A 19,132-nucleotide genomic window follows, 5' to 3' on the forward strand; every position below is an offset into this window, starting at 1 on the left:
CGATGGACACAACGCTGCGGTTCCTCGGTGCGACGGACACCGTGACCGGCTCCCGCTACCTGCTCGACACCTCGGCGGGGCGCATCCTGGTGGACTGCGGGCTCTTCCAAGGCTACAAGGCGCTCCGCGAGCGCAACTGGAAACCCTTTCCGGTCGACCCGAGCAGCATCCATGCGGTGCTGATCACGCACGCGCACCTCGACCACACGGGCTACCTGCCCGCGCTCGTGCGCGACGGGTTCCGCGGCAGGATCCATGCCACCCACGGCACGACAGACCTCAGCGGACTCATCCTCCCCGACAGCGGCCGGCTCCTCGAGGAGCAGGCCTTGTACTCCTCCCGGCACCACACCTCTAAGCATGAGCAGCCACGTCCGCTGTACACGGAGAGGGACGCGATGGCCGCGCTCGAACGCTTCAGCAGCCACCCGTTCGACGACGAAGTGCCGTTGGGCGACGCCGTGTCCGCCCATTTCGTGCCCGCCGGACATATCCTCGGTGCCGCCCAGGTGCGCGTGGAGGCCGGGGGCACGCGTGTTCACTTCACCGGCGATCTCGGACGGGCCGACGACACCTTGATGAAGCCACCGCGACCCCTTGAGGAAACCGACGTGCTCGTGACCGAGTCGACGTACGGCGATCGCGTGCACCCTCCCGAAGACCCGTCCTCGCGCCTGGGCGACGTGATCACCCGGGTCTGCGGGCGCGGAGGCTTCGTGATCCTGCCCGCCTTTGCCGTCGGACGCGCAGAGACGCTACTCCTGCATCTCTCACGGCTGCGCGAGCTCGGCGCGATCCCTGACGTGCCGGTCTATCTCAACAGTCCGATGGCGGTCAACGCGTCCGACATCTACGAGCGGTACCCGCAGGAGCACCGCATTTCCGCGCACGAGTTCGCGAACATGTACGGCCTGGCAACGCTCGTCCGTACCGTCGACGAATCCAAGCTCCTGAACCTTCGTGGCGGTCCAGCCGTGATCATCTCAGCGAGCGGGATGCTCGAAGGAGGACGCGTCCTCCACCACATCATCGCCTACGGATCGGACTCGCGGAACGCGATCGTGCTGACGGGGTTCCAGGCCGGCGGCACCCGAGGGGCGGCCCTGCAACGCGGTGAGAGGTCGTTGCGCATTTACGGCCAGGATGTTCCTATCCGCGCAAAGGTCGTCGCACTGGAATCCCTGTCCGCCCACGCCGACGCCTCGCAGATCCTCGAGTGGCTCCGAGCCGCCCCTGTGCCGCCGAAAGCGACTTTCGTGACCCACGGAGAGCCGGGAGCATCCGACGCGCTACGGCTGCGCATCCAGCGAACACTCGGGTGGCCCGTCCGCGTCCCCGACCTCGGCGAGACGGTGGACGTCACCGCGATCGCTCGAGCCTAGTCCGCGGGCCCGACGACACGCCCGGATCGGCCGCGCGCTGAGGGGCGCGGCGACCTGGCGGTGAACCGCGCAGCACGCCTCACCACGCGGTGCGGATAGCCGCGCCGGCGGACCGCTGCGGCCGGCCGCTGGGCGGCACGCGAGAAGAACCAGAGCTTCGCGACCTCCACCAGCACGAGGTAGGCCAGGACCATCCCGACGAGCGCGAGGAAGAACGGCAGCGGGATGGGTGCGAACCCGAGCACACCCGCAAGCGGCGAGAACGGCAACCAGACACCGGCGGCCACAACGCCCAGGGAGGCGATCGTCAAGGCGGCAGAAGGCCGGCTGCGGAAGAAGGGCACCCGACGGGTACGCACTGCGAAGATGATCAACGTCTGGGTGGCGATCGACTCGATGAACCAGCCCGTCCGGAACTCCGACGGGGCCGCGCTGAACGCAAAGATCATCAGTGCGAACGTGGCGAAGTCGAACAGGGAGCTGATCGGGCCGAAGAGGAGCATGAACCGGCGGATGTAGGCGATGTCCCAGTGCGACGGCGCGTGGAGCTGTTCCCGGTCGACGCGATCGGTCGGAATGGCCAGCTGCCCGGCGTCGTAGAGCAGATTGTTGAGGAGGATCTGACCGGGGAGCATCGGGAGGAAAGGGAGGAGGACGGAAGCGATCGAGGCGCTGAACATGTTGCCGAAATTGCTGCTCGTCCCCATGAGCACGTACTTGATGGTGTTTGCGAAGATGCGACGGCCCTCCATGACGCCGCTCGCGAGAACGGCGAGGTCCTTGTCGAGCAGGAGGACGTCGGCTGCGTCCTTCGCCACGTCCGCCGCCGACTCGACTGAGATGCCGATGTCGGCGTGGTGGAGTGCGAGCGCGTCATTGACGCCATCGCCCAGAAAGGCGACCGAACGACCCTTCTCGCGCAACAGCTTGACGACCCGTGCCTTCTGTTGCGGCGAGACACGAGCGAAGATCGTCGTCCGGCGAGCGCTCTCGCCGAGAGCGTCGTCGTCGAGCCGATCGATGTCCTCGCCGGTGAGGGTTCCGGTCGACGCCATCCCGAGCTCCGCGCACACCTTCTCGGCGACTCGGGCGTTGTCGCCGGTGGCGATCTTGACCGCGATTCCCAGCTCGGCCAGTCGCTCCAGCGACTCGCGCGCGTCGGCTTTCGGCGCATCGACGAAGATCAGGAGTCCGACGAGGGCGAGATCCCGCTCGTCGCCCGGTCGAATCCTGGTGGCCGGGCCGGCGTCCCGTGCCGCGACCGCCACGACCCGAGCTCCCGCGTCGTACTGCGCGTCGAGGGCGGCCTGGGCGCCCGACGGCAGTCCGATACAGCGCCGCATGAGGTCCTCAGGTGCGCCCTTGCTGATCAAGCGGTAGCGCCCGGCGGAGTCCGCGACCAGCACAGTGGTCATCCGGCGGTCGTGGTCGAACGGAATCAGGTCGAGCCTGCGGTACTGAGCGGGATCGAAGCCCTGCGCTGCGACGCTCGCCCAGAGCGCCGAATCGAGAGCGTTGAGACCGACCATCGACGGGGAGGGCACGGAATAGTCGGTCTCGGTCGCCAACAGCCCGAGCAGTTCCACCTCATGCGCTTGCACCCCGGGCGCGACCGGGATCGCAGCCGTGAAGCTGATGTGCCCTTCGGTCAGGGTGCCGGTCTTGTCGGTGACGAGCATGTCCATGTCTCCGAGGTCCTCGATGCACACCAACCGTTTGACCAGCACTCTCCGTTTCGCCAGAGCGCGCGACCCGGTGGCGAGGCTCGTGCTGACGACGGCAGGCAGCAGCTGCGGCGTGATCCCGACCGCGATCGCGAGGGAGAAGAGGAGCGATTCGATCAACGGACGCTGCAGGAGCAAGTTGGCGACGAAGATGACCGAGGTGAGAGCGATGGCGACCTCGAGGAGGAGGAGCGAGAAACGTCCGAGCCCTCGCTGGAACTCGGTCTGAGGCACCTGAGTTCCGAGCCCGACGGCGATCCGACCGAATTCGGTGCGTGGTCCGGTGGCGACGACCACGCCTGTTCCGTTCCCCGATTGGACCACCGTGCCCATGAGCGCGCAGCTGGTCAGATCGCCGAGCCCGGCTCCCGCCGGCGCCGCAGTGGGATCCTTCGCCACCGCCAGTGACTCGCCGGTCACGATCGCCTCGTCGCACTGCAGTTCATCGCACGTGAGCAGGCGGAGGTCGGCGGGGACGACACTTCCAACGGCGAGCACCACGAGATCTCCGGGGACCAGATCGACGACGTCGACGGAACGGCGTCCGCCGTCCCGCAGCACGACCGCGTTGTACCTGACCTGGTCGTGCAAGGCGTCGGCCGCCCGCTCGGCGCGGAACTCATTCACAAATCCGAGACCGACGCTCACGAGGAGGATGACGGTGATGATGACGGAGTTGGTTGCGTCCCCCAGGAACGCCGAGACGACTGCGGTGATGAAGAGCAGGATCAGGATCGGACTCGTCAACTGCCGCCGGAGCACGAGCCAGGGTCGCGCACGGTGCCCGCGCACCGCGTTGGGGCCGACCGACCTGAGTCTCGCTCCTGCCTCAGCATCCGTCAGACCATCCGGTCCGGACGCCGCGAACCGGAGGACCTCGTCGGTCGGCCAGGACGCTGCCGCGCGGAGGAGGTCCGATTCACCGGCCGGTGCGCGCCGGCTGTCCTTAACCGTCACGCGCAGTCCTGCACCGACGCGAGGCTCCACCGCGCGCGACCGCAGTTCTTCACTTCGAACAGGTGCAAGTCGCCGTCGACGGAAGAGCAGCGGATGCGCCATCCGGTGACGAGCGCGGGGTGCGGGGTTTCTCCCTCTGCGGTGGGGCGGGTCCGGCCGAGCGCGATCGGGGGCTCGTCCACGTAGTAGCGGGTCCCTTTCCACACCAGGCGAACGGGCACGTCTTGCTCCAGCACGACACTGACCGGTTCACTGCGTTCTGTGTCAGTCATGATGCGCGGTCTCCGTTTCAGGTCCGATGACGATGACAGGACTGACCATGTCGAGGATCACTCCGTGTGAGACCGACCCGAGCCATGCCCGCTTCCAGTTGCCCAGGCGCCGACTGCCGACGACGAGCGCCGACGCAGCGCCGGAAGCGTCGCGGAGCGCGATGACCGGCTCGCCGCGGACGAGAACGGACTCGATGGTGATGCCCACATGGTGTTCGGCCGTTCGGCGGACGCGATCGTCCAGCATTTCGCGGCGGGCCGCCTGAATGGATTCGACGAAGTCGTCGTCCGGCATGGCCTCGGGCTGCCAGGCGAGAGGCTCGAGCCACGCGTGCACGATGGTCAGCGGCTCCCCGCGACGGGAGGCCTCGCGGGCGGCGAAGTCGAGCGCACGATCGCCGACATGCGATCCGTCGATCCCGACCACGACCCCCACCCGTCGCGGCTCGTCGGTGCCGAGTTCCGGCACGATCGCGACAGGTCCCGCCGACGCGGCGGCAAGCCGCGCGCCGAGGGACCACCCGAAACGGGCACGAGGACCTGTTCTGCGTCGCGTCCCGACGACGAGGAGGGTGCCGGGCCCGGTCTGTGCGGCAAGCAGATCGGTCGGATCGCCCCGCAGGATAGCGCTCCGGATCTCGACGTCCGGCGCCTGCCCGCGCACCCGTGCGATTGCGCCCTCGAGCTTCCGCTCCTGGACGTCGAACGCTCGCTCGAACGCATCGTCGTCGCCGATGAAGAGCCCTTCGTCGACCACGACGATGACGTCCAGCGCGCCGTGACGAGCCCTCTCGCGGTCGACAGCCCAGTCCAGAGCGACGTCCGCCTTGGCGGAGCCGTCCCAGCCGACGACGGTCTTCTCGGTCATCAGGCGTCGCCGTCCTCGGTCAGATCCCGTGCGAGGACGACCGGAGTGCGGAGGTTCAAGATCACGTCGTGGCCGACCGATCCGAGCAAGGCGCGCTTGGCGCCGTGACGTCCTCGGCTGCCGAGCACGAGCATCCGGTGGTCTGCGGCCGCGGTCACCAAACCGCTCGCCGGCGACGATTCGACGACGCGCTTCACGACGCCGACGTCCGGATGCACGTCGCGGACGACTTCAGCGGCGCCGTCGACGATGTGCTGTCGCCGATCCCCGAGCGAGATCTCGGGCACCAGGCCGGCGAGCAGAGGGTTAGCACTGAAGCCGGCACAGACGATGGTGAGAGTCTCGCCCGATGACGCTGCTTCGTCGGCGGCGAAGGCGAGGGCTGTCTCCGACGGGAGGGTGCCGTCGACACCCACGACGACTCCCGCCGGTCCAGCGGCCCAATCGTGTGGGACCAACGCCACCGAACAGGCCGCGCTCGAAGCGACCCGCAAGCCCAGCGACCCGCTGAAGGCGTGCTCGGTGCTGAGCGTCCGGTGCACTCCGACGACCAGGAGGTCACCGTCGTGCGACGCGAGATCGAGTTCCTCGGCCACGCGCCCGTACGTCCAGCGCGTGGCCGGAAAGTCCAGCTCTTGGGTGTGTCTCGTCGCCCCCGACACGGCCAGAGTCCGTTTCGGCGCACTCGCGTGAGTGCGCGCTCGCCGCTCGGCATAGTCCGCGGTGGCGTCCAGGACCGCTTGCGCCGCCGCGACGAGCAGACGCTCCGGCGCCGGCTCCCGGTCACCCCACGATCGCTGGATGACGTAGAGCATTTCGATCTCCGCCTCCGTCCGCATGGCACGATCGACGGCCCACGCGACGGGCGCCCGGTGTGCGGGGTCCCCGTCGACCGCCACGACGATCTTCTCGCTCATCACATCCTCCGATGGCTCGGTTTCCGATGATTTCAGCGTGGCGTCGATCGCTCCCCGCGAGCAGTGTCGAAAGTCCTACAAGGATTCGGTGGAGAGCTTGTGCTCGAGGTGGAGGATGGCCGCCTGGGTGCGGTGCTCGAGTCCGAGCTTCGCCAGAAGCGAGCTCACGTAGTTCTTCACGGTCTTCTCCGCGAGCCCCAGCCGGTCGGCGATCTGACGATTGGTCAGCCCGTCCGCGATGAGCGCGAGGATCTGGTGCTCCCTCAGGCCGAGCGAGTCGAAGGTCGGATCGTGTTGCGACTGTTTGAGCTGGTCCACGACCTTGCTCTTGATCGCTGGGTCGATGAGCGGCCTGCCCGCGGCGGCCAGCCGGATCGCCTCGAGGAGCCGGCCTGCGCGGATGTCTTTGATGACGTACCCGGATGCCCCCGCGATCACGGCAGCACGGAGCGCCTCGTCATCGTCGTAAGCGGTGAAGATCAGGCATTTGACGTCCGGCAGCGTTTGCCGGATCTCCCGGCACACGTCGATTCCACTTCCGTCAGGGAGGCGCACGTCGAGCACGGCGACGTCGGGCTTCGTCGCCGGGATCCTGGCCCGCGCTTCGCGCGCGGTCGAGGCTTCACCGACGACCTCGATGTCCGTCTCGGCGTCCAGCAGCCCGACGATCCCACGCCGGACCACCTCGTGATCGTCCAGGAGGAACACGCGAATGGTCGCGTCGGACATCGCTGTCACTCTTGCTTTCCGACCGGGACTGCCCACGTCAGCCGTGTCCCGCGTCCGCTCGACTCCACCACCAGCGTGCCTCCGTGTCGTTCTGCGCGCTCCGCGACGTTGCGCAGTCCGCTTCGCCGGGTTGCTCCCTGCAGTCCGACGCCGTCGTCCTCGACGATGACGGTCACCGAGTCGATCACCGCAGTTACCGAGACAGCCGCAGAAGTCGCCTGGGCATGCCGGACGACATTGGTGAGCGCTTCTCGGATGAATCCCACCACGTCGTCGACCAGCTCGCCGGTGACCACGAGATCGAGCGGGCCCGCGAAGGCGACCGTGGCCGGGTGGGCAAGTCCGGCGCTCAACTGGTCTGCCAGGTCGATCAACTGGTGACGGACGCCGCTGCTCGGGCCGGAATGGGAGAGGGCGAAGATGATCGTCCTGATCTGTGAGATCGCCTGGTCGAGCGTGTCGACGGTGCCCTCGACGCGGTCGGCGATTCGCCCGGGCCCCAGCTCCGCTTCGATGCTCTGCAGCTCGAGACCGGCGGCGAACAGTTGCTGGATCACGTGGTCGTGCAGGTCGCGCGCGATCCTGGTCCGGTCCTCCAGCAGCAGGATTCGCTGCCGGTCGGCGCGCGAACGTGCGAGTTCCATCGCGAGTCCGGCCTGGCCGGCAATATCGGCGACACGTTCCAGGTCGAAGGTCGTGTAGGAGGGAGCACCCTGCTCCCTGAGTGCCACGAGAATGGAGGTCGAATCGTCGACGGTCCGGAGGGGCACGATCAGGGCGGGCCCCGGGGTCCACGATCCGGACCGGAAAGAGACACCGTCCAACGATTCGACGCGCTGAGGCTGCGAGCTCTCGATCGCGCCACGCAGGAGGTCGCTGTCCAGTGGCAACTCAGTGCCGTCGAGACCGGTCGATCGGCTTCCGCGCGCGACCAGGACGTCCACGCTTCCGGGGTTGCGTCCGGCGCTCAGAACGCACACCAGGCCGGACTTCGTCAGTCGTTCGACATGGTCGACGAGCTCCACGAGAGCTTCGGCTGTCTCGCCGGAGAGCAGTGCCGACGTCACGCCTGCGCTCGCGGCGCTCCATGCTTGGCGCGCTTCGGTCTCTGCGAACAGGCGTGCGTTGTCGATCGCGAAGCCGGCCGTCGCTGCCAGAGCCTTGATGAGCTCCTGGTCTTCGTGTGTGAACTGGCCATCGACCTGATTCGTCAGGTAAAGGTTGCCGTACACGGAATCTCGAACCCGGATCGGCACCCCCAAGAACGAGTTCATCGCCGGATGCCCGGCCGGAAAGCCGGCGGAGCGCGGATCGTCGGCGATACGGTCGAGGCGAATCGGTCGGGGGTCGTCGATCAGCGCGCCGAGAAGTCCGTGCCCCTCGGGCAGGTGCCCGATGTCCTCCACCTGCCGCGGAGTCATCCCGACGTGGATGAACTGCTCCAGTCCGCCTTGCTCGGCGACGACACCGAGTGCTCCGTATCGTGCCTCTACGAGTTCGACGGCAGCGTCGACGATCGCGCGTAGCACCGTCGGCAGATCGAGATGGGAGACGACGGCCTGGTTGGCACGTACGAGGGCACGCAGTCTGCCTTGGGTCTTCATCACGTCGTTCGCGCGCTCCACCAGTTCCTGAAGAGCACGGTCCAACTCACCGCGGGGCGCATCCGGGAAGGTGATCGCGTCGTCCTCAGCCACAGGCCGTCCAGTCCGCTCGCCCGGGCATCCGTGACAGTGCTCGAGTCTCCATCGAGGTGGGTCGCCTCTTCACCGAAGTCTAGCCACGCCCGACGGTCGGGGGCGTGTTCACAAGTCAACACCCGGCGCCTCGACGGGCGAGGACGAAAGTCCCATGGGACTTTCGGCACTTCGCGCCGAGCATCCGGCGCGAAACGATCGAAGGGATGACAAGAGCGGAGAACGCAAATGAACGATCTGACTGTCGTCGGTGTCGACGGTTCGACATCGTCGAAGCGCGCGCTCGACTGGGCCGCGGATCGCGTCGCGACCCGCGGCGGTCGGCTGGACATGACGACGACGTGGCTCGACGGCAGGCCCGTGCACGAACTCGTACGTCGCTCGGCGACGGCCGGTCTGGTCGTCCTGGGGACGGACAAGTCGCCGGATGCCAGCGGTCCGCGGGTCGGCACGCTGCCCCTCACGGTGGCCGCGAAGGCGGAGTGCGCGGTGGCCGTCATCCCCGACATCGGCCGTGCGCGTCGCAGCGGCGTGCTGGCCGGAATCGACCGCTCCCCACAAGCGCTCACCGCACTCGCGACCGCGATACGGGAGGCGGGCTGGCTCGGTGCGGATGTCACCGCGCTGCACGCCTGGAACGTCCCTCCTGTCCTCGAGGACGAGCTTCTCCCCCACGTGCATCCGGACCCGCGCTTCGAGGAAGCCCAACTCGCGCTCGTGGTTGACGCCATAGATCAGGTCGCGACCTCCGAGGCGGTGCGGATCGTGCCGGAGGTCGTCCGGCAGAATCCCGCTGCCGCCCTGATCGAGAGAGCGCGGAACGCCGAGCTGCTCGTGATCGGGACGCGAGGACGGGGACGAATCGCCTCGTCCGTGCTCGGGTCGGTGAGCCACGACGTTCTGACCAACATCACTAGCCCGGTGATCGTCGTGGGCGACGAATACGAATTCGTCGCCGCCGACTTGCTGCCGGAATCCGAGGAGGACTGGTGACCATGAAGAAGATCATCGTCGGGGTGGACGGATCCGTTCCGAGTCGCGCCGCCGTCCGGTGGAGCGTCGAAGAAGCGCTCGCGACCGGCGCCGAGGTCGCGCTCGCACACGTGATCGACACCGAGTGGGGCACGGTCAGCCCCCGGATGGTCGACGAGGTCGGCAGGAACGCGGCGGAGCTCGTCGAACGCGAGCGGCACTATGCACAAGGACTGGCGCCCACGCTCGACGTTCAGACCCTCGTCTTGCGTGGCAGCCCGATGTGGGAGCTGGCGCAGCTCTCGTTTGGGGAGACGTTGCTGGCCGTCGGCACCCACAAATCGGGTTTCCACTACGGGCGGGCCTTCGGCTCTCGCAGCCTGCAACTGGCCACCCTCGCCGCGGGGGCCGTCGTTGTCGTTCCCGAGTCGGCCGTGCGGTTCCGCAGTGGGGTCGTCGTGGGTGTCGACCCGACGCCCACCGGAATGGAAGCGATCGACCTGGCCGCCGACGAAGCCTCCCGGCGCAATGCCGAGCTGACCCTCGTCCGAGCCTCGACGCTGCAGATGCCCATCGGCTTCGACGACGATGAGCGCCGCGACTGGCAAGCCCGCACCGACGAGGCGGCGCGAAATGTGCTGGCTTCGGCTGTGGACCGGGCTCGACGGCGGTGCCCCGACACCACGATCCGCAGCCGCGTCGTGCGCCGGCCCGCCGGGGCAGCGTTGAACGAGCTCGCACGGGCCGCCGAGGTGCTCGTCATCGGAGACTCTCGTCGCCCCGGAGCGCAACCGGGGACGCTCGGATCGGTCGCCTACGACGTGCTCCTCAACCTGACGTCGCCGACCCTCGTCGTGCACGCGAACCTCCACTCGACTGAAGCCATCGATCTCGTCGCGGACTCCGCGGCGACGGAAGGAGAGCACCATGCCACCCGATGAGGTCGTCCGCGACCTGGACACGAACGAATGCTGGCAGCGACTGGCAGAGACCTCTGTGGGACGTCTGGCCACAGAGGTCGGCGGAGACGTCGACATCTTCCCTGTGAACTTCTACGCCGACGGGTCGACCATCCTGATCCGAACAGCCCCGGGCACCAAGCTTCTCGCCCTCACCGTGCACGACAGGGTCGCGTTCGAGGTGGACGCCAACAGTGCCGACAATGCGTGGAGCGTAGTCGTCAAGGGGCGGGCTCGGCAGCTCGAATCGCAAGCCGAGATCGACGAAGCCGACCGCGTACCGCTCACTCCGTGGATCCCCACCCTGAAGTACCGCTACGTGCGCATCGAACCGACCACGATCAGCGGCCGGACGTTCATGCGCCTGCCCGAACCCGACCGCTACTGAGCACGGGACGAATGACCCTGTCGACGGAGACTCGGACATTCCAGGATGGCCTCATGAGAGCACTCCAATACCGCACGATCGGAGCCGAACCCGAGCTCGTCGACATCGACACACCCGAGCCCGGCCCCGGACAGATCCGCATCAAGGTGACCGCTGCCGGGCTCTGCCATTCGGACGAGTTCATCATGGGTCTTCCCGAAGATCAGTACATCTACGGCCTCCCCCTCACTCTCGGCCACGAAGGCGTCGGGATCGTCAACAAGCTCGGCTCGGGAGCACACGGCGTGACGGTCGGCGACGCCGTCGCCGTCTACGGCCCGTGGGGCTGCGGCCATTGCCACGCCTGCCTCGAAGGGCAGGAGAACTACTGCACGAACGCGGCCGCGCTCGGCATCGCCCCTCCCGGATTGGGCGCACCAGGCGCCATCGCCGAGTACCTCATCGTCGATGACGCACGGCACCTGCTCCCGCTCGGCGACCTCGACCCGGTGGCGACGGTGTCGCTCACGGATGCTGGCCTGACGCCCTACCACGCGATCAAAGCGAGCCTCGCGAAACTCGGCCCGGGTTCGACCGCCCTCGTGATCGGAGCCGGAGGCCTCGGGCACATGGCGATCCAGATCCTCCGGGCCGTCAGCAGCGCCACGGTGATCGCCGCGGACATCGACGCCGACAAGCTCACGCTGGCAAAGGAAGTCGGCGCCCATCTCACGATCGCCTCCGATGACTCAGCGCACGCGGCGGTGCGCGACGCGGCGCACGGAGTGGGAGCCGATGTCGTCTTCGACTTCGTCGGCTCGGCGGCCACACTCGAGACCGCTCGTCTCGCCGTGGCTGTCGACGGCATCGTCCAAATCGTCGGCATCGGCGGCGGCCTGCTCCCGAGCGGGTTCTTCTCGACACCGTTCGGCGCCTGGGTGAGGGTTCCATACTGGGGTTCGAGGTCCGAGCTCATGGAAGTGCTCGACCTCGCCCGCAGCGGCGCAATCACCGTCCACGTTGAACGCTTCAGCCTGGACGACGGCCCTGAAGCCTACCGGCGCCTCAAAGCGGGCACCATCCGTGGCCGCGCCGTCGTGGTTCCGTGATCGGACCACTCATGAGCACGCTACCAATCAACAACACATCAGGTGACACGAACAAGCCCGTCGTGGTCGGAATCGACGGCTCAAGCGAAGCGCAGGCCGCCCTCCATGAGGCCGTCGTCCTCGCCCAAGCACTCGGGCGCCGGCTCGAGGCCGTTACCGTCTGGCAGTACTCGACGTCGATGTACGACGCGTACCATCCGGAGCCGGGGGCGTCACCGAAGATCCGCGCTCTCGAGACCGCGCATGCCGCAGCCTCCAAGGAATTCGGCGCGCACTGGCCGGCCTGGTTCTCCATCCGCGCCGAAGTCGGCAATCCCGGCGAGACCCTCGTCGAAGCCAGCGGGAACGCATCCCATCTCGTTGTGGGCAGCCGTGGTCGCGGCGGCCTGACCTCCGCCTTCCTCGGCTCGGTCAGCCTTCACTGCGCCTCCCACGCCCGCTGTCCTGTCGTCGTCGTTGTCGGGTCCGCAGCCCGGCTTCCCCTCGACCTGCCTGCGCAGAAGAAGGAGAACCCGACATGACCACAACCATCGTCGTCGGCTGGGACGGCTCGCCCGCAGCGCGGCGAGCCCTCGACTGGGCGGTCGCCCGAGCGGATGCGACCCACGAAACCATCGTCATGGTGAACGTGCTCAACCGGGGCACGCCCTTGGTGAGTTCCATCGTCACCGAGCAGGCTTTAGCCACGGAGCATCTGAAGACGGACGCCGAAGCACAGCGCATCATCGACGAGCACCCGCACCTCCACCTGAACACCCACGTTGTCGCAGGCAACCCACTCGACCAATTGTCCATGTTCTCCCGAGCCGACAACCTGATCGCGGTCGGCACCGATCAGCGCCGCGGCCTCCGCCTCCGCTACCGCTGGTCGCTCGGAGCACGACTCGCGGGCTCGGCGCCCGGCGCAGTGGTGATCATCCCCGACACCGACGGCCTGCGATCCGGGGTCGTCGTCGGCGTGGACGGCTCGGAGGTCTCGCTCAAGGCGGCACGCGTCGCCGCGAACGAAGCCATGCGGCTGGGTGAAGAACTCCATATCGTGCACGCCTGGCTCGAGCCGATGGTCGACGTTCCCGACCTGTACCCGGAGAACCATTTCGTCGTCGAGCTCGAGCGGGAGCACCAGATCGTTCTCGACTCCGCCGTCCACAGCATCGCCGCGAGCCACCCCGAGCTCGCCACCCGCCCCCACCTGATCCGCGACGACCCCCACCACGCGCTCAACAAGGTGATTATCGGCGCGTCCACGCTCGTGCTCGGAAACCGGCACGTCCACGGGGTCGCCCGTTTGCTTCTCGGGTCGGTCAGCCACACGATGATCCTCAATATCCGCATCCCGACCATCGTCGTCGGCGCGGACTACCAGATTTGACCCGACGAAAGGCACGCGCATGGATGCTCGCACGAAAGAGATCGTGGTTGGAGTAGACGGCTCACGGCGGTCGATCGATGCCTTGCGCCGCGGTTACCGGATCGCCGATGCCCTGCACTGCCGACTGGTCGCGCTCACCGCCTGGCACTACCCCATCACCTTCGGCGCCTATGTCGTGAACGGGTGGGAACCGGAGAACGACGCACGGGCTGCGCAGCTGAGTGCGATCGACGAAGTCTTCGGTCAGGAGCCACCCGCTTGGTTCTCTGCGGAGTTTGTCGAGGGTACGGCTGCGCAGGCCCTCATCCAGCGCAGTCACAACGCAGAAATGGTCATCGTCGGCAGTAGGGGGCGGGGAGGATTCCCCGGCCTGCTGCTCGGCTCGGTGAGCACTCAGGTCGCTGCGCACGCCCAGTGCCCTGTGCTCGTCGTGCATGACAGGGAGCCCGCGTGACCTTCGACCCTATGATCGTCCCTGACGGCGAGGAACAGTAGATCTCATGAACGATAACGCCTCCCCCCCAGCAACTGAAGACCGCATCCGTTCGGGTGGCCGCATCGTCGTGGGGCTCGACGGATCGCCGGGTTCGCTGTCGGCGATGCGCCGTGCCGCGCACATCGCCGAAGCGTTGCACTGCTCTCTCGTCGGCGTCACCGTCTGGCATTTCCCTCAGTCGTGGCCCGGCTACGAGATCTCGGGTTGGTCTCCCGAACGCGACGCGACGAGTATCGCCGAGCAAGCAGTCGAGACGGTATTCGGCGGCCGCGCCCCCGACTGGTACTCGATCGTGATCCGCGAAGGCTCACCCGCACGTCAGCTCCTCAACGAGAGCGAAGGCGCCGAGATGCTCGTCGTGGGCAGTCGCGGCCTCGGCGGCTTCGCAGGGCTCCTCCTCGGGTCCGTCAGTTCGGCGTGCGCCGAGCACGCTGTCTGCCCCGTCCTGGTGATTCACACTCCCCCGGAGACGAAGGAATGAAGACGACCGTCGTCTACGAGTCCATGTTCGGCAATACTCGCCAGATCGCCGAAGCGATCGCCGACGGTGTCCGGTCGAGCGGCGAAGTCGTCGTCCTTCCCGTCTCGGACGCGCCCGAGTCCACAGCCGACTCCGACCTGTTGATCGTGGGCGCGCCGACGCACACGCACGGCCTGAGCCGCCCGGAGTCCCGAATCGAGGCAGGCCAGTGGGCCGACGATCCTGCCAAGGATCTCCAGCTCGAGCCGAACGCGGAAGGTCTCGGCGTCCGCGAGTGGCTCGCGAGCGTGACCGCCGTCGCCCCGCGATTCGCCGCATTCGACACACGAGCCGACATCGCTCGTCTGCTCAGCGGATCCGCCGCGGCAAAGATCGAGAAGAATCTGCACAAGCTCGGTTCGAATCCCATCACGGCCTCGGAGAGCTATCTCGTCGACAAGCAGAGCCGCCTCGAAATCGGGGAACTGGAACGCGCGCGAGAGTGGGGACGGCAGATCGGTGCGACGCTCGGCAGCGTACGGCTCTGATTCGGTACGCCGGGGTCGACCGACATCGTGGTTTCCCATGATCGCCATGCCGAGTGACCCGCGAGCTACGACCGATCGGGCCTCGCCCGTGCCGCGGCTCGGTCGAGCGGTCGCGGTCTTCATCGCAGTGACGTTCGGATTCACCTGGCTCACCGCGCTGCCGCTCGTCGTCGCACCTCCGCTGAACGTCATGCCGTGGTACTTCTACGCGGGAGAGGCCGGACCAGCCCTCGGAGCAGTCGCTGCGACCCTGGTGCTGCGCCCGCCTGGCGGGCTCAGTGTGTGGGCGACGCGTACGTTCTCATTCGTCGGCATCGGTCGCGCGGTGATCGTCGCGGTCGTGTCGCTCGTCCTCTACCTCGGGCTCGGAATCCTCGTCGAACAGATCGCCACCGGCTCGCTCGATCGGCTGCCGTCCCTCGGGTTGACCACGAAGCTTCCCGGGATACCCGCGATCGTGGTGCTGCTGATCTGGGTCCTCACAGCCGGCATCGGCGAAGAGACCGGATGGCGAGGCTGGTTGATGCCCACCCTCACCAGCCGCTTCGGCTTCGTCGTGGCAGCGTTGATGGTTGCCGCCGTGTGGATGCTCTGGCATGCCCCACAGTTCCTCTTCAACCCCGGATTTCAGGGGATGGGGTGGGCAGCTATCGGATGGGCGGTCTCTTTGGTCGCCGGATCCTTCTGGCTGGGCTGGCTGGCCAGACTTGGACGCTGGAGCATCATCCCCGTGGTGCTCTGGCACGGCGGATTCGACCTTCTGACCTCAAGCGACCTCGGACCGGCCACCTTCCCGGCAACCGTGAGCACGATTGTCATCGTCCAAGCGCTCGTCGTCGTCGGGATCATGGTCGGACGTAGAGGGCGCCGCTGAACCGGCACACGGACCACACACCTCCGCAAACATTTGAGTCACCCGCCGCCGGGGGCACGGGCTGGCCACCCCGGTTACGCCCAGGTACAGCCTGCTTCATCTAGCGACACTTATCGCCGGACCAGGTTCCGTTTGAGGGTGCGCCAAGCGACAATATCGCTTCCGATATCAGAAACCGACATCTCAAATCGAGGCCGACAACCGTCCTTCGATAGGAAACAGTTGACGAAACCGGGCGATGCTCGCTCCCCCTTTGACGAGTCCCGCCGTCGTCCCGTGAACAACCTGGCCGGCGAGACATACCCGTGGTCAGCGCTCAAGTCCGTCAGCGAGGCAGCCCTGGACTCGCTTGCTTGCGACACAAAGCGGGCGGCCTGATTGGAGCCGCAAGCGGCACCCCTTTTACGGGTGTCCGTCTGTCTGGCCAGTCGATCGTAGTCCGCTCCCGCAGCTATCGTTCCAGGCTTTCGCGGCATATCCTCCCTCGCTTCGCTCACTCCGGTATTCCACGGTCCCGGCACTCCGCTCGCTCCCGCTCACCATCGGTCCCCTTGCCAGACAGGCGAACAAGAACAGTTGAACGGAGAAGAACCATGAGCGACCTCAGCGCCCCTACCGGGATCATCGAACACCACGACCCGCACACTCTCGTGATCGAGGACAACGCTCGCCCACCAGTTGCCCGGTATCGAGCCGCCCAGCCATCTCGAAGCAGACAAACTCATGGCCCTCGTCGAGCAGAGCCCCGGCAAGGCTCGGCACGTCGTCCTCGCGATCGTGCTTGCCGCCTCCGAGTCCGTTACCAGCAAGCAAAGCTGGCGCTACCCCACGCACACCGATACCGTCTACTTCGCCCAGCTCGCCGCCTGGGGGTACGACCTGAGCGAGGTCGAGCAGATCATCACCAACACGACCGGAGACGGGTCGATTGCCGACGATGGCGAAACCAAGAAAGGACCTAAGGAGGAGACATCGCGGAACTGACGACAAGCAGCGGGTCCCGCCAGGGAAGGTCCGCCGTACGCGGCGACTCGGCTGAATGCGAGGAAGGGAACACCTGCTGTCTCGGCGGTGAGGGCGGCGAGCCGGCCGATCGGGGTGTGCGGGTCGGCAGCGATCGCCCACCCATCGACCGCATACCGGCTCACCGTGTCCACACACTGCCGCTTCTCCTCCGCCGTCGGGTTGGTCGACCCGACCACCCCAATCAGTCCACCTTGCAACTCCGAGCCCATGTTTCTGGTGTCGATGATGAATACCCGCATATCGCTAACCCCCCTGGTCGATCGACCCTTCTATGGGTCGGTGTCAAATTGGTTTGCCGGGTCGGTGTGACCAGAGGGGGCGGTTGTGCTGTTCTGCCCTGATCGTTTTTCTTGCCGTTCCGGCACAAAGATCGAGAGCGAGCGGAGGCAGCGCAGTGCCCGGAGGGAGCGGTTGCTAAGCGCAGCGAGCGTGCGAGTGGAGTCTGCAAATAACGACCGGAGGGAACTCAGCTGATGGAGCTCGCTATGATCGGCTGCCGGATCGGAAAGAAAACCAAAAGCAACAGCACGCCGGAAGGCGTTCCATCCGGCAAATGGCAGCGCCGCCTCGGTGCGGCTCCGCTTCCCCGGCCCGTAGGACAGGTCCGGCAGGACGTGCTGACGTACGGGGGAAGACCACGGACACGTCGCGACTGAAGAACATGAGGGGGCGGCAGCCGGATTGGAACTCATTCTGGGGGTGGCCGACCTGTCGAATGCCCTGTAAACAGGTGTGGCCTCAGAGCAGGGGTCTCGTAGGCAAGGATCCCAACGGAAGAAGGCGCGTGAAAAAGCAGGGTCTGCATCTCCTTTGGTCAGTCCCAGCCGCGTTCCTCTTTTGGTACGCCCTGTTGGTCGGGTCGGTCTTCACGTGGTGCGGCGTGTTCGGATGCCTCAGGCCGGAACGGGATTTGCAGAGAGAAGTGGGCCCGACTTGGGCTCTTCTCGCGCTAGGCGGCCTGATCTTGGCCCTCCCCTTCCTGGCGGTCAAATGGACGACGAGCAAGGGAGCTCGGATCACTGTTGCCATCGTCATCGCCTTTTTAGGCCTTGGCGCGGGTTGGCTTTACCTATATCTCGCAGGTTGGCACTGAACACACAACCACTCGACGGCCCATTCGCTCCGCCTCCGCCTCGGCTGCGCCGAAGTGTGAGCATTCCCCCGAGGGTCAGCACTGCCTGCCGAACAGGCCGTAGCCAGGTGCTTCAGCTCATGACGGCGCTGAGGTGTCGGAAGAGTTGGCGGGCGATATAGCGTTTGAGGCTGCGGCGGATCTCCCTGCGGCTCTTGCCCTCGGCCAATCGTCTGTCCATGTATTGGCGGGTGGTCGGGTCGCAACTGATGCGGACGCGGGCGATGACATCGAGTGCCCGGTTCAGTTGGCGGTCGCCGTGCCGGTTCAGCCGGTGCCGTGTGGTGTTGCCGCTGGACGCTTCTAGCGGGGATGCGCCGGCGAGGGCTGCGAACGCGGCTTCGCTTCGGACGCGTCCCTTATGCGAGTAGGCCGCGATCAGGATCGCCCCGGTCACGGGGTCGACTCCTCGGATCTCTTGCAGGCCGGGTGCGAGCTCGTGGACGTGGTTGGCAAGTGCAGCTTGGTTGTCTTCGAGCTGGGCGGTCAAGGCTTGGATCGAGGTCGCGAGCCGGCGTGCTTCCTGCCGGATCGTGACGGTTGCCGAGTCGTCCGCGGAACGGTGCCGCCACCCGGCGATCTCCCGAGGCTGGGCGTCGGTGAGGGGTTTGCGGACGTCAATGCCGAGATCGAAGCTGCGCAGCAGCGCGGTCAATGCGTTCCGTTCCGCGGTGCGCCGGCTGTCCATCGCCTGCCTGCCCGTAAGGAGCACGCGCAGCGCGGAGCGCAACCCATCGGAGTGTGGTGTGTTCAGCCGTTCGAGGTCGGTGGCCAGTGCGGTTCGGGCGGCAGCGATCGCATCGATCTCGTCCGACTTGCCCCGTCCGGCACGGGCCTGGCGCTTCGGTGGCCGGACATCACACACGTCGATGCCCGCGGCTGTCAGCGCCCGTCCCAGGTTCGCCCCATAAGAGCTTGCCCCTTCGATCGCGACCAGGAGCCGTCCCGGGGCGCGACGATGCATCCACGCCATCGCCCGGCTCATCCCGGCCGCCGTGGTCGGGAACGTCGACGAGTCGACCGTCCGACCGGTGCCCGCGTCCAAGACTGCGTAAGTATGTGTTCTGGCATGGGTATCCACGCCAACCACGTGATCGTATTGGGCTGCCACGGAAGTCACCGAACGGCTCTCCTTTGCTCTCAACGAATAGTGCGATTCGTCAGTCTGGGAGCGTTACGAGGCGGAACTCTAATGAGTCACACGAGCCGATTCCCGGTCGTGGACGACCTTCTATCAAGCCATCGGAACAGACAGGCCGACGTTCAGCCCA

Annotated in this window: 19 protein-coding genes; 12 read left to right on the top strand and 7 right to left on the bottom strand. The window is 66.8% G+C overall.

The window, feature by feature from the left end; translation table 11 throughout:
- Positions 1-2 precede the first annotated feature (2 nt).
- Complete coding sequence (locus ACFVV5_RS15520; RefSeq protein ID WP_387245878.1) at positions 3-1,382, top strand: MBL fold metallo-hydrolase RNA specificity domain-containing protein; 1,380 nt, start codon at positions 3-5, stop codon at positions 1,380-1,382.
- On the opposite strand, the gene mgtA is transcribed toward ACFVV5_RS15520, so the two are convergent.
- From mgtA to ACFVV5_RS15550, 6 genes are all read right to left on the bottom strand, one after another.
- A complete protein-coding gene (gene mgtA, locus ACFVV5_RS15525; RefSeq protein ID WP_387245880.1) occupies positions 1,379-4,063 on the bottom strand; it encodes a magnesium-translocating P-type ATPase in 2,685 nt (894 codons plus the stop codon). The two genes, ACFVV5_RS15520 and mgtA, sit on opposite strands and share 4 nt — an antisense overlap.
- Positions 4,060-4,335 (bottom strand): hypothetical protein, encoded by a 276-nt coding sequence (locus ACFVV5_RS15530; protein ID WP_387245882.1) that lies wholly within the window; start codon positions 4,333-4,335, stop codon positions 4,060-4,062. Before ACFVV5_RS15530 ends, mgtA begins: the two co-directional genes overlap by 4 nt.
- Positions 4,328-5,203, bottom strand: a complete 876-nt coding sequence (locus ACFVV5_RS15535; protein WP_387245884.1) for a universal stress protein — start codon at positions 5,201-5,203, stop codon at positions 4,328-4,330. The genes ACFVV5_RS15530 and ACFVV5_RS15535 overlap by 8 nt, the downstream gene beginning before the upstream one ends.
- The gene (locus ACFVV5_RS15540; protein ID WP_387245886.1) at positions 5,203-6,120 is read right to left on the bottom strand and encodes a universal stress protein; all 918 of its coding nucleotides are present in this window, start codon (positions 6,118-6,120) and stop codon (positions 5,203-5,205) included. Before ACFVV5_RS15540 ends, ACFVV5_RS15535 begins: the two co-directional genes overlap by 1 nt.
- 75 nt (positions 6,121-6,195) lie before the next feature.
- Entirely contained in the window at positions 6,196-6,849 is a 654-nt protein-coding gene (locus ACFVV5_RS15545; RefSeq protein ID WP_387245887.1) for a response regulator, read from the bottom strand.
- 5 nt (positions 6,850-6,854) lie between these two features.
- Positions 6,855-8,546: a GAF domain-containing protein gene (locus tag ACFVV5_RS15550; RefSeq protein WP_387245889.1), complete on the bottom strand. Its 1,692-nt coding sequence runs from the start codon at positions 8,544-8,546 to the stop codon at positions 6,855-6,857.
- Positions 8,547-8,774: 228 nt separating this feature from the next.
- Between ACFVV5_RS15550 and ACFVV5_RS15555 the strand changes: the two genes are divergently transcribed.
- The 11 genes from ACFVV5_RS15555 to ACFVV5_RS15605 all read left to right on the top strand — a co-directional run bounded on the left by ACFVV5_RS15555 (position 8,775) and on the right by ACFVV5_RS15605 (position 16,687).
- A complete protein-coding gene (locus ACFVV5_RS15555) occupies positions 8,775-9,539 on the top strand; it encodes a universal stress protein (protein ID WP_387245891.1) in 765 nt (254 codons plus the stop codon).
- A 2-nt stretch (positions 9,540-9,541) separates the two neighbouring features.
- Positions 9,542-10,459, top strand: coding sequence for a universal stress protein (locus ACFVV5_RS15560; protein WP_387245959.1), 918 nt, complete (start codon positions 9,542-9,544; stop codon positions 10,457-10,459).
- Positions 10,446-10,865, top strand: a complete 420-nt coding sequence (locus tag ACFVV5_RS15565; protein ID WP_387245893.1) for a pyridoxamine 5'-phosphate oxidase family protein — start codon at positions 10,446-10,448, stop codon at positions 10,863-10,865. The genes ACFVV5_RS15560 and ACFVV5_RS15565 overlap by 14 nt, the downstream gene beginning before the upstream one ends.
- A 53-nt stretch (positions 10,866-10,918) precedes the next feature.
- Complete coding sequence (locus ACFVV5_RS15570) at positions 10,919-11,953, top strand: NAD(P)-dependent alcohol dehydrogenase (protein ID WP_387245895.1); 1,035 nt, start codon at positions 10,919-10,921, stop codon at positions 11,951-11,953.
- An 11-nt stretch (positions 11,954-11,964) separates the two neighbouring features.
- Complete coding sequence (locus tag ACFVV5_RS15575; RefSeq protein WP_387245897.1) at positions 11,965-12,474, top strand: universal stress protein; 510 nt, start codon at positions 11,965-11,967, stop codon at positions 12,472-12,474.
- Entirely contained in the window at positions 12,471-13,325 is an 855-nt protein-coding gene (locus ACFVV5_RS15580) for a universal stress protein (protein ID WP_387245899.1), read from the top strand. Before ACFVV5_RS15575 ends, ACFVV5_RS15580 begins: the two co-directional genes overlap by 4 nt.
- Before the next feature lie 19 nt (positions 13,326-13,344).
- Positions 13,345-13,779 (top strand): universal stress protein, encoded by a 435-nt coding sequence (locus ACFVV5_RS15585; protein ID WP_387245901.1) that lies wholly within the window; start codon positions 13,345-13,347, stop codon positions 13,777-13,779.
- Positions 13,780-13,825: 46 nt separating this feature from the next.
- Positions 13,826-14,302, top strand: coding sequence for a universal stress protein (locus ACFVV5_RS15590; RefSeq protein ID WP_387245903.1), 477 nt, complete (start codon positions 13,826-13,828; stop codon positions 14,300-14,302).
- The gene (locus tag ACFVV5_RS15595; RefSeq protein ID WP_387245905.1) at positions 14,299-14,829 is read left to right on the top strand and encodes a flavodoxin family protein; all 531 of its coding nucleotides are present in this window, start codon (positions 14,299-14,301) and stop codon (positions 14,827-14,829) included. The genes ACFVV5_RS15590 and ACFVV5_RS15595 overlap by 4 nt, the downstream gene beginning before the upstream one ends.
- Before the next feature lie 46 nt (positions 14,830-14,875).
- Positions 14,876-15,703, top strand: a complete 828-nt coding sequence (locus ACFVV5_RS15600) for a type II CAAX prenyl endopeptidase Rce1 family protein (RefSeq protein WP_387245907.1) — start codon at positions 14,876-14,878, stop codon at positions 15,701-15,703.
- Positions 15,704-16,426: 723 nt separating this feature from the next.
- On the top strand, positions 16,427-16,687 hold the full coding sequence (locus tag ACFVV5_RS15605) for a hypothetical protein (protein WP_387245909.1): 261 nt from the start codon (positions 16,427-16,429) through the stop codon (positions 16,685-16,687).
- A gap of 1,247 nt (positions 16,688-17,934) precedes the next feature.
- Here the strand turns inward: ACFVV5_RS15605 and ACFVV5_RS15610 are convergent.
- Positions 17,935-18,981, bottom strand: a complete 1,047-nt coding sequence (locus ACFVV5_RS15610; protein ID WP_387245911.1) for an IS110 family transposase — start codon at positions 18,979-18,981, stop codon at positions 17,935-17,937.
- Positions 18,982-19,132 lie beyond the last annotated feature (151 nt).

It is taken from the genome of Leifsonia sp. NPDC058248 (assembly GCF_042881905.1).
Lineage (GTDB): Bacteria > Actinomycetota > Actinomycetes > Actinomycetales > Microbacteriaceae > Leifsonia.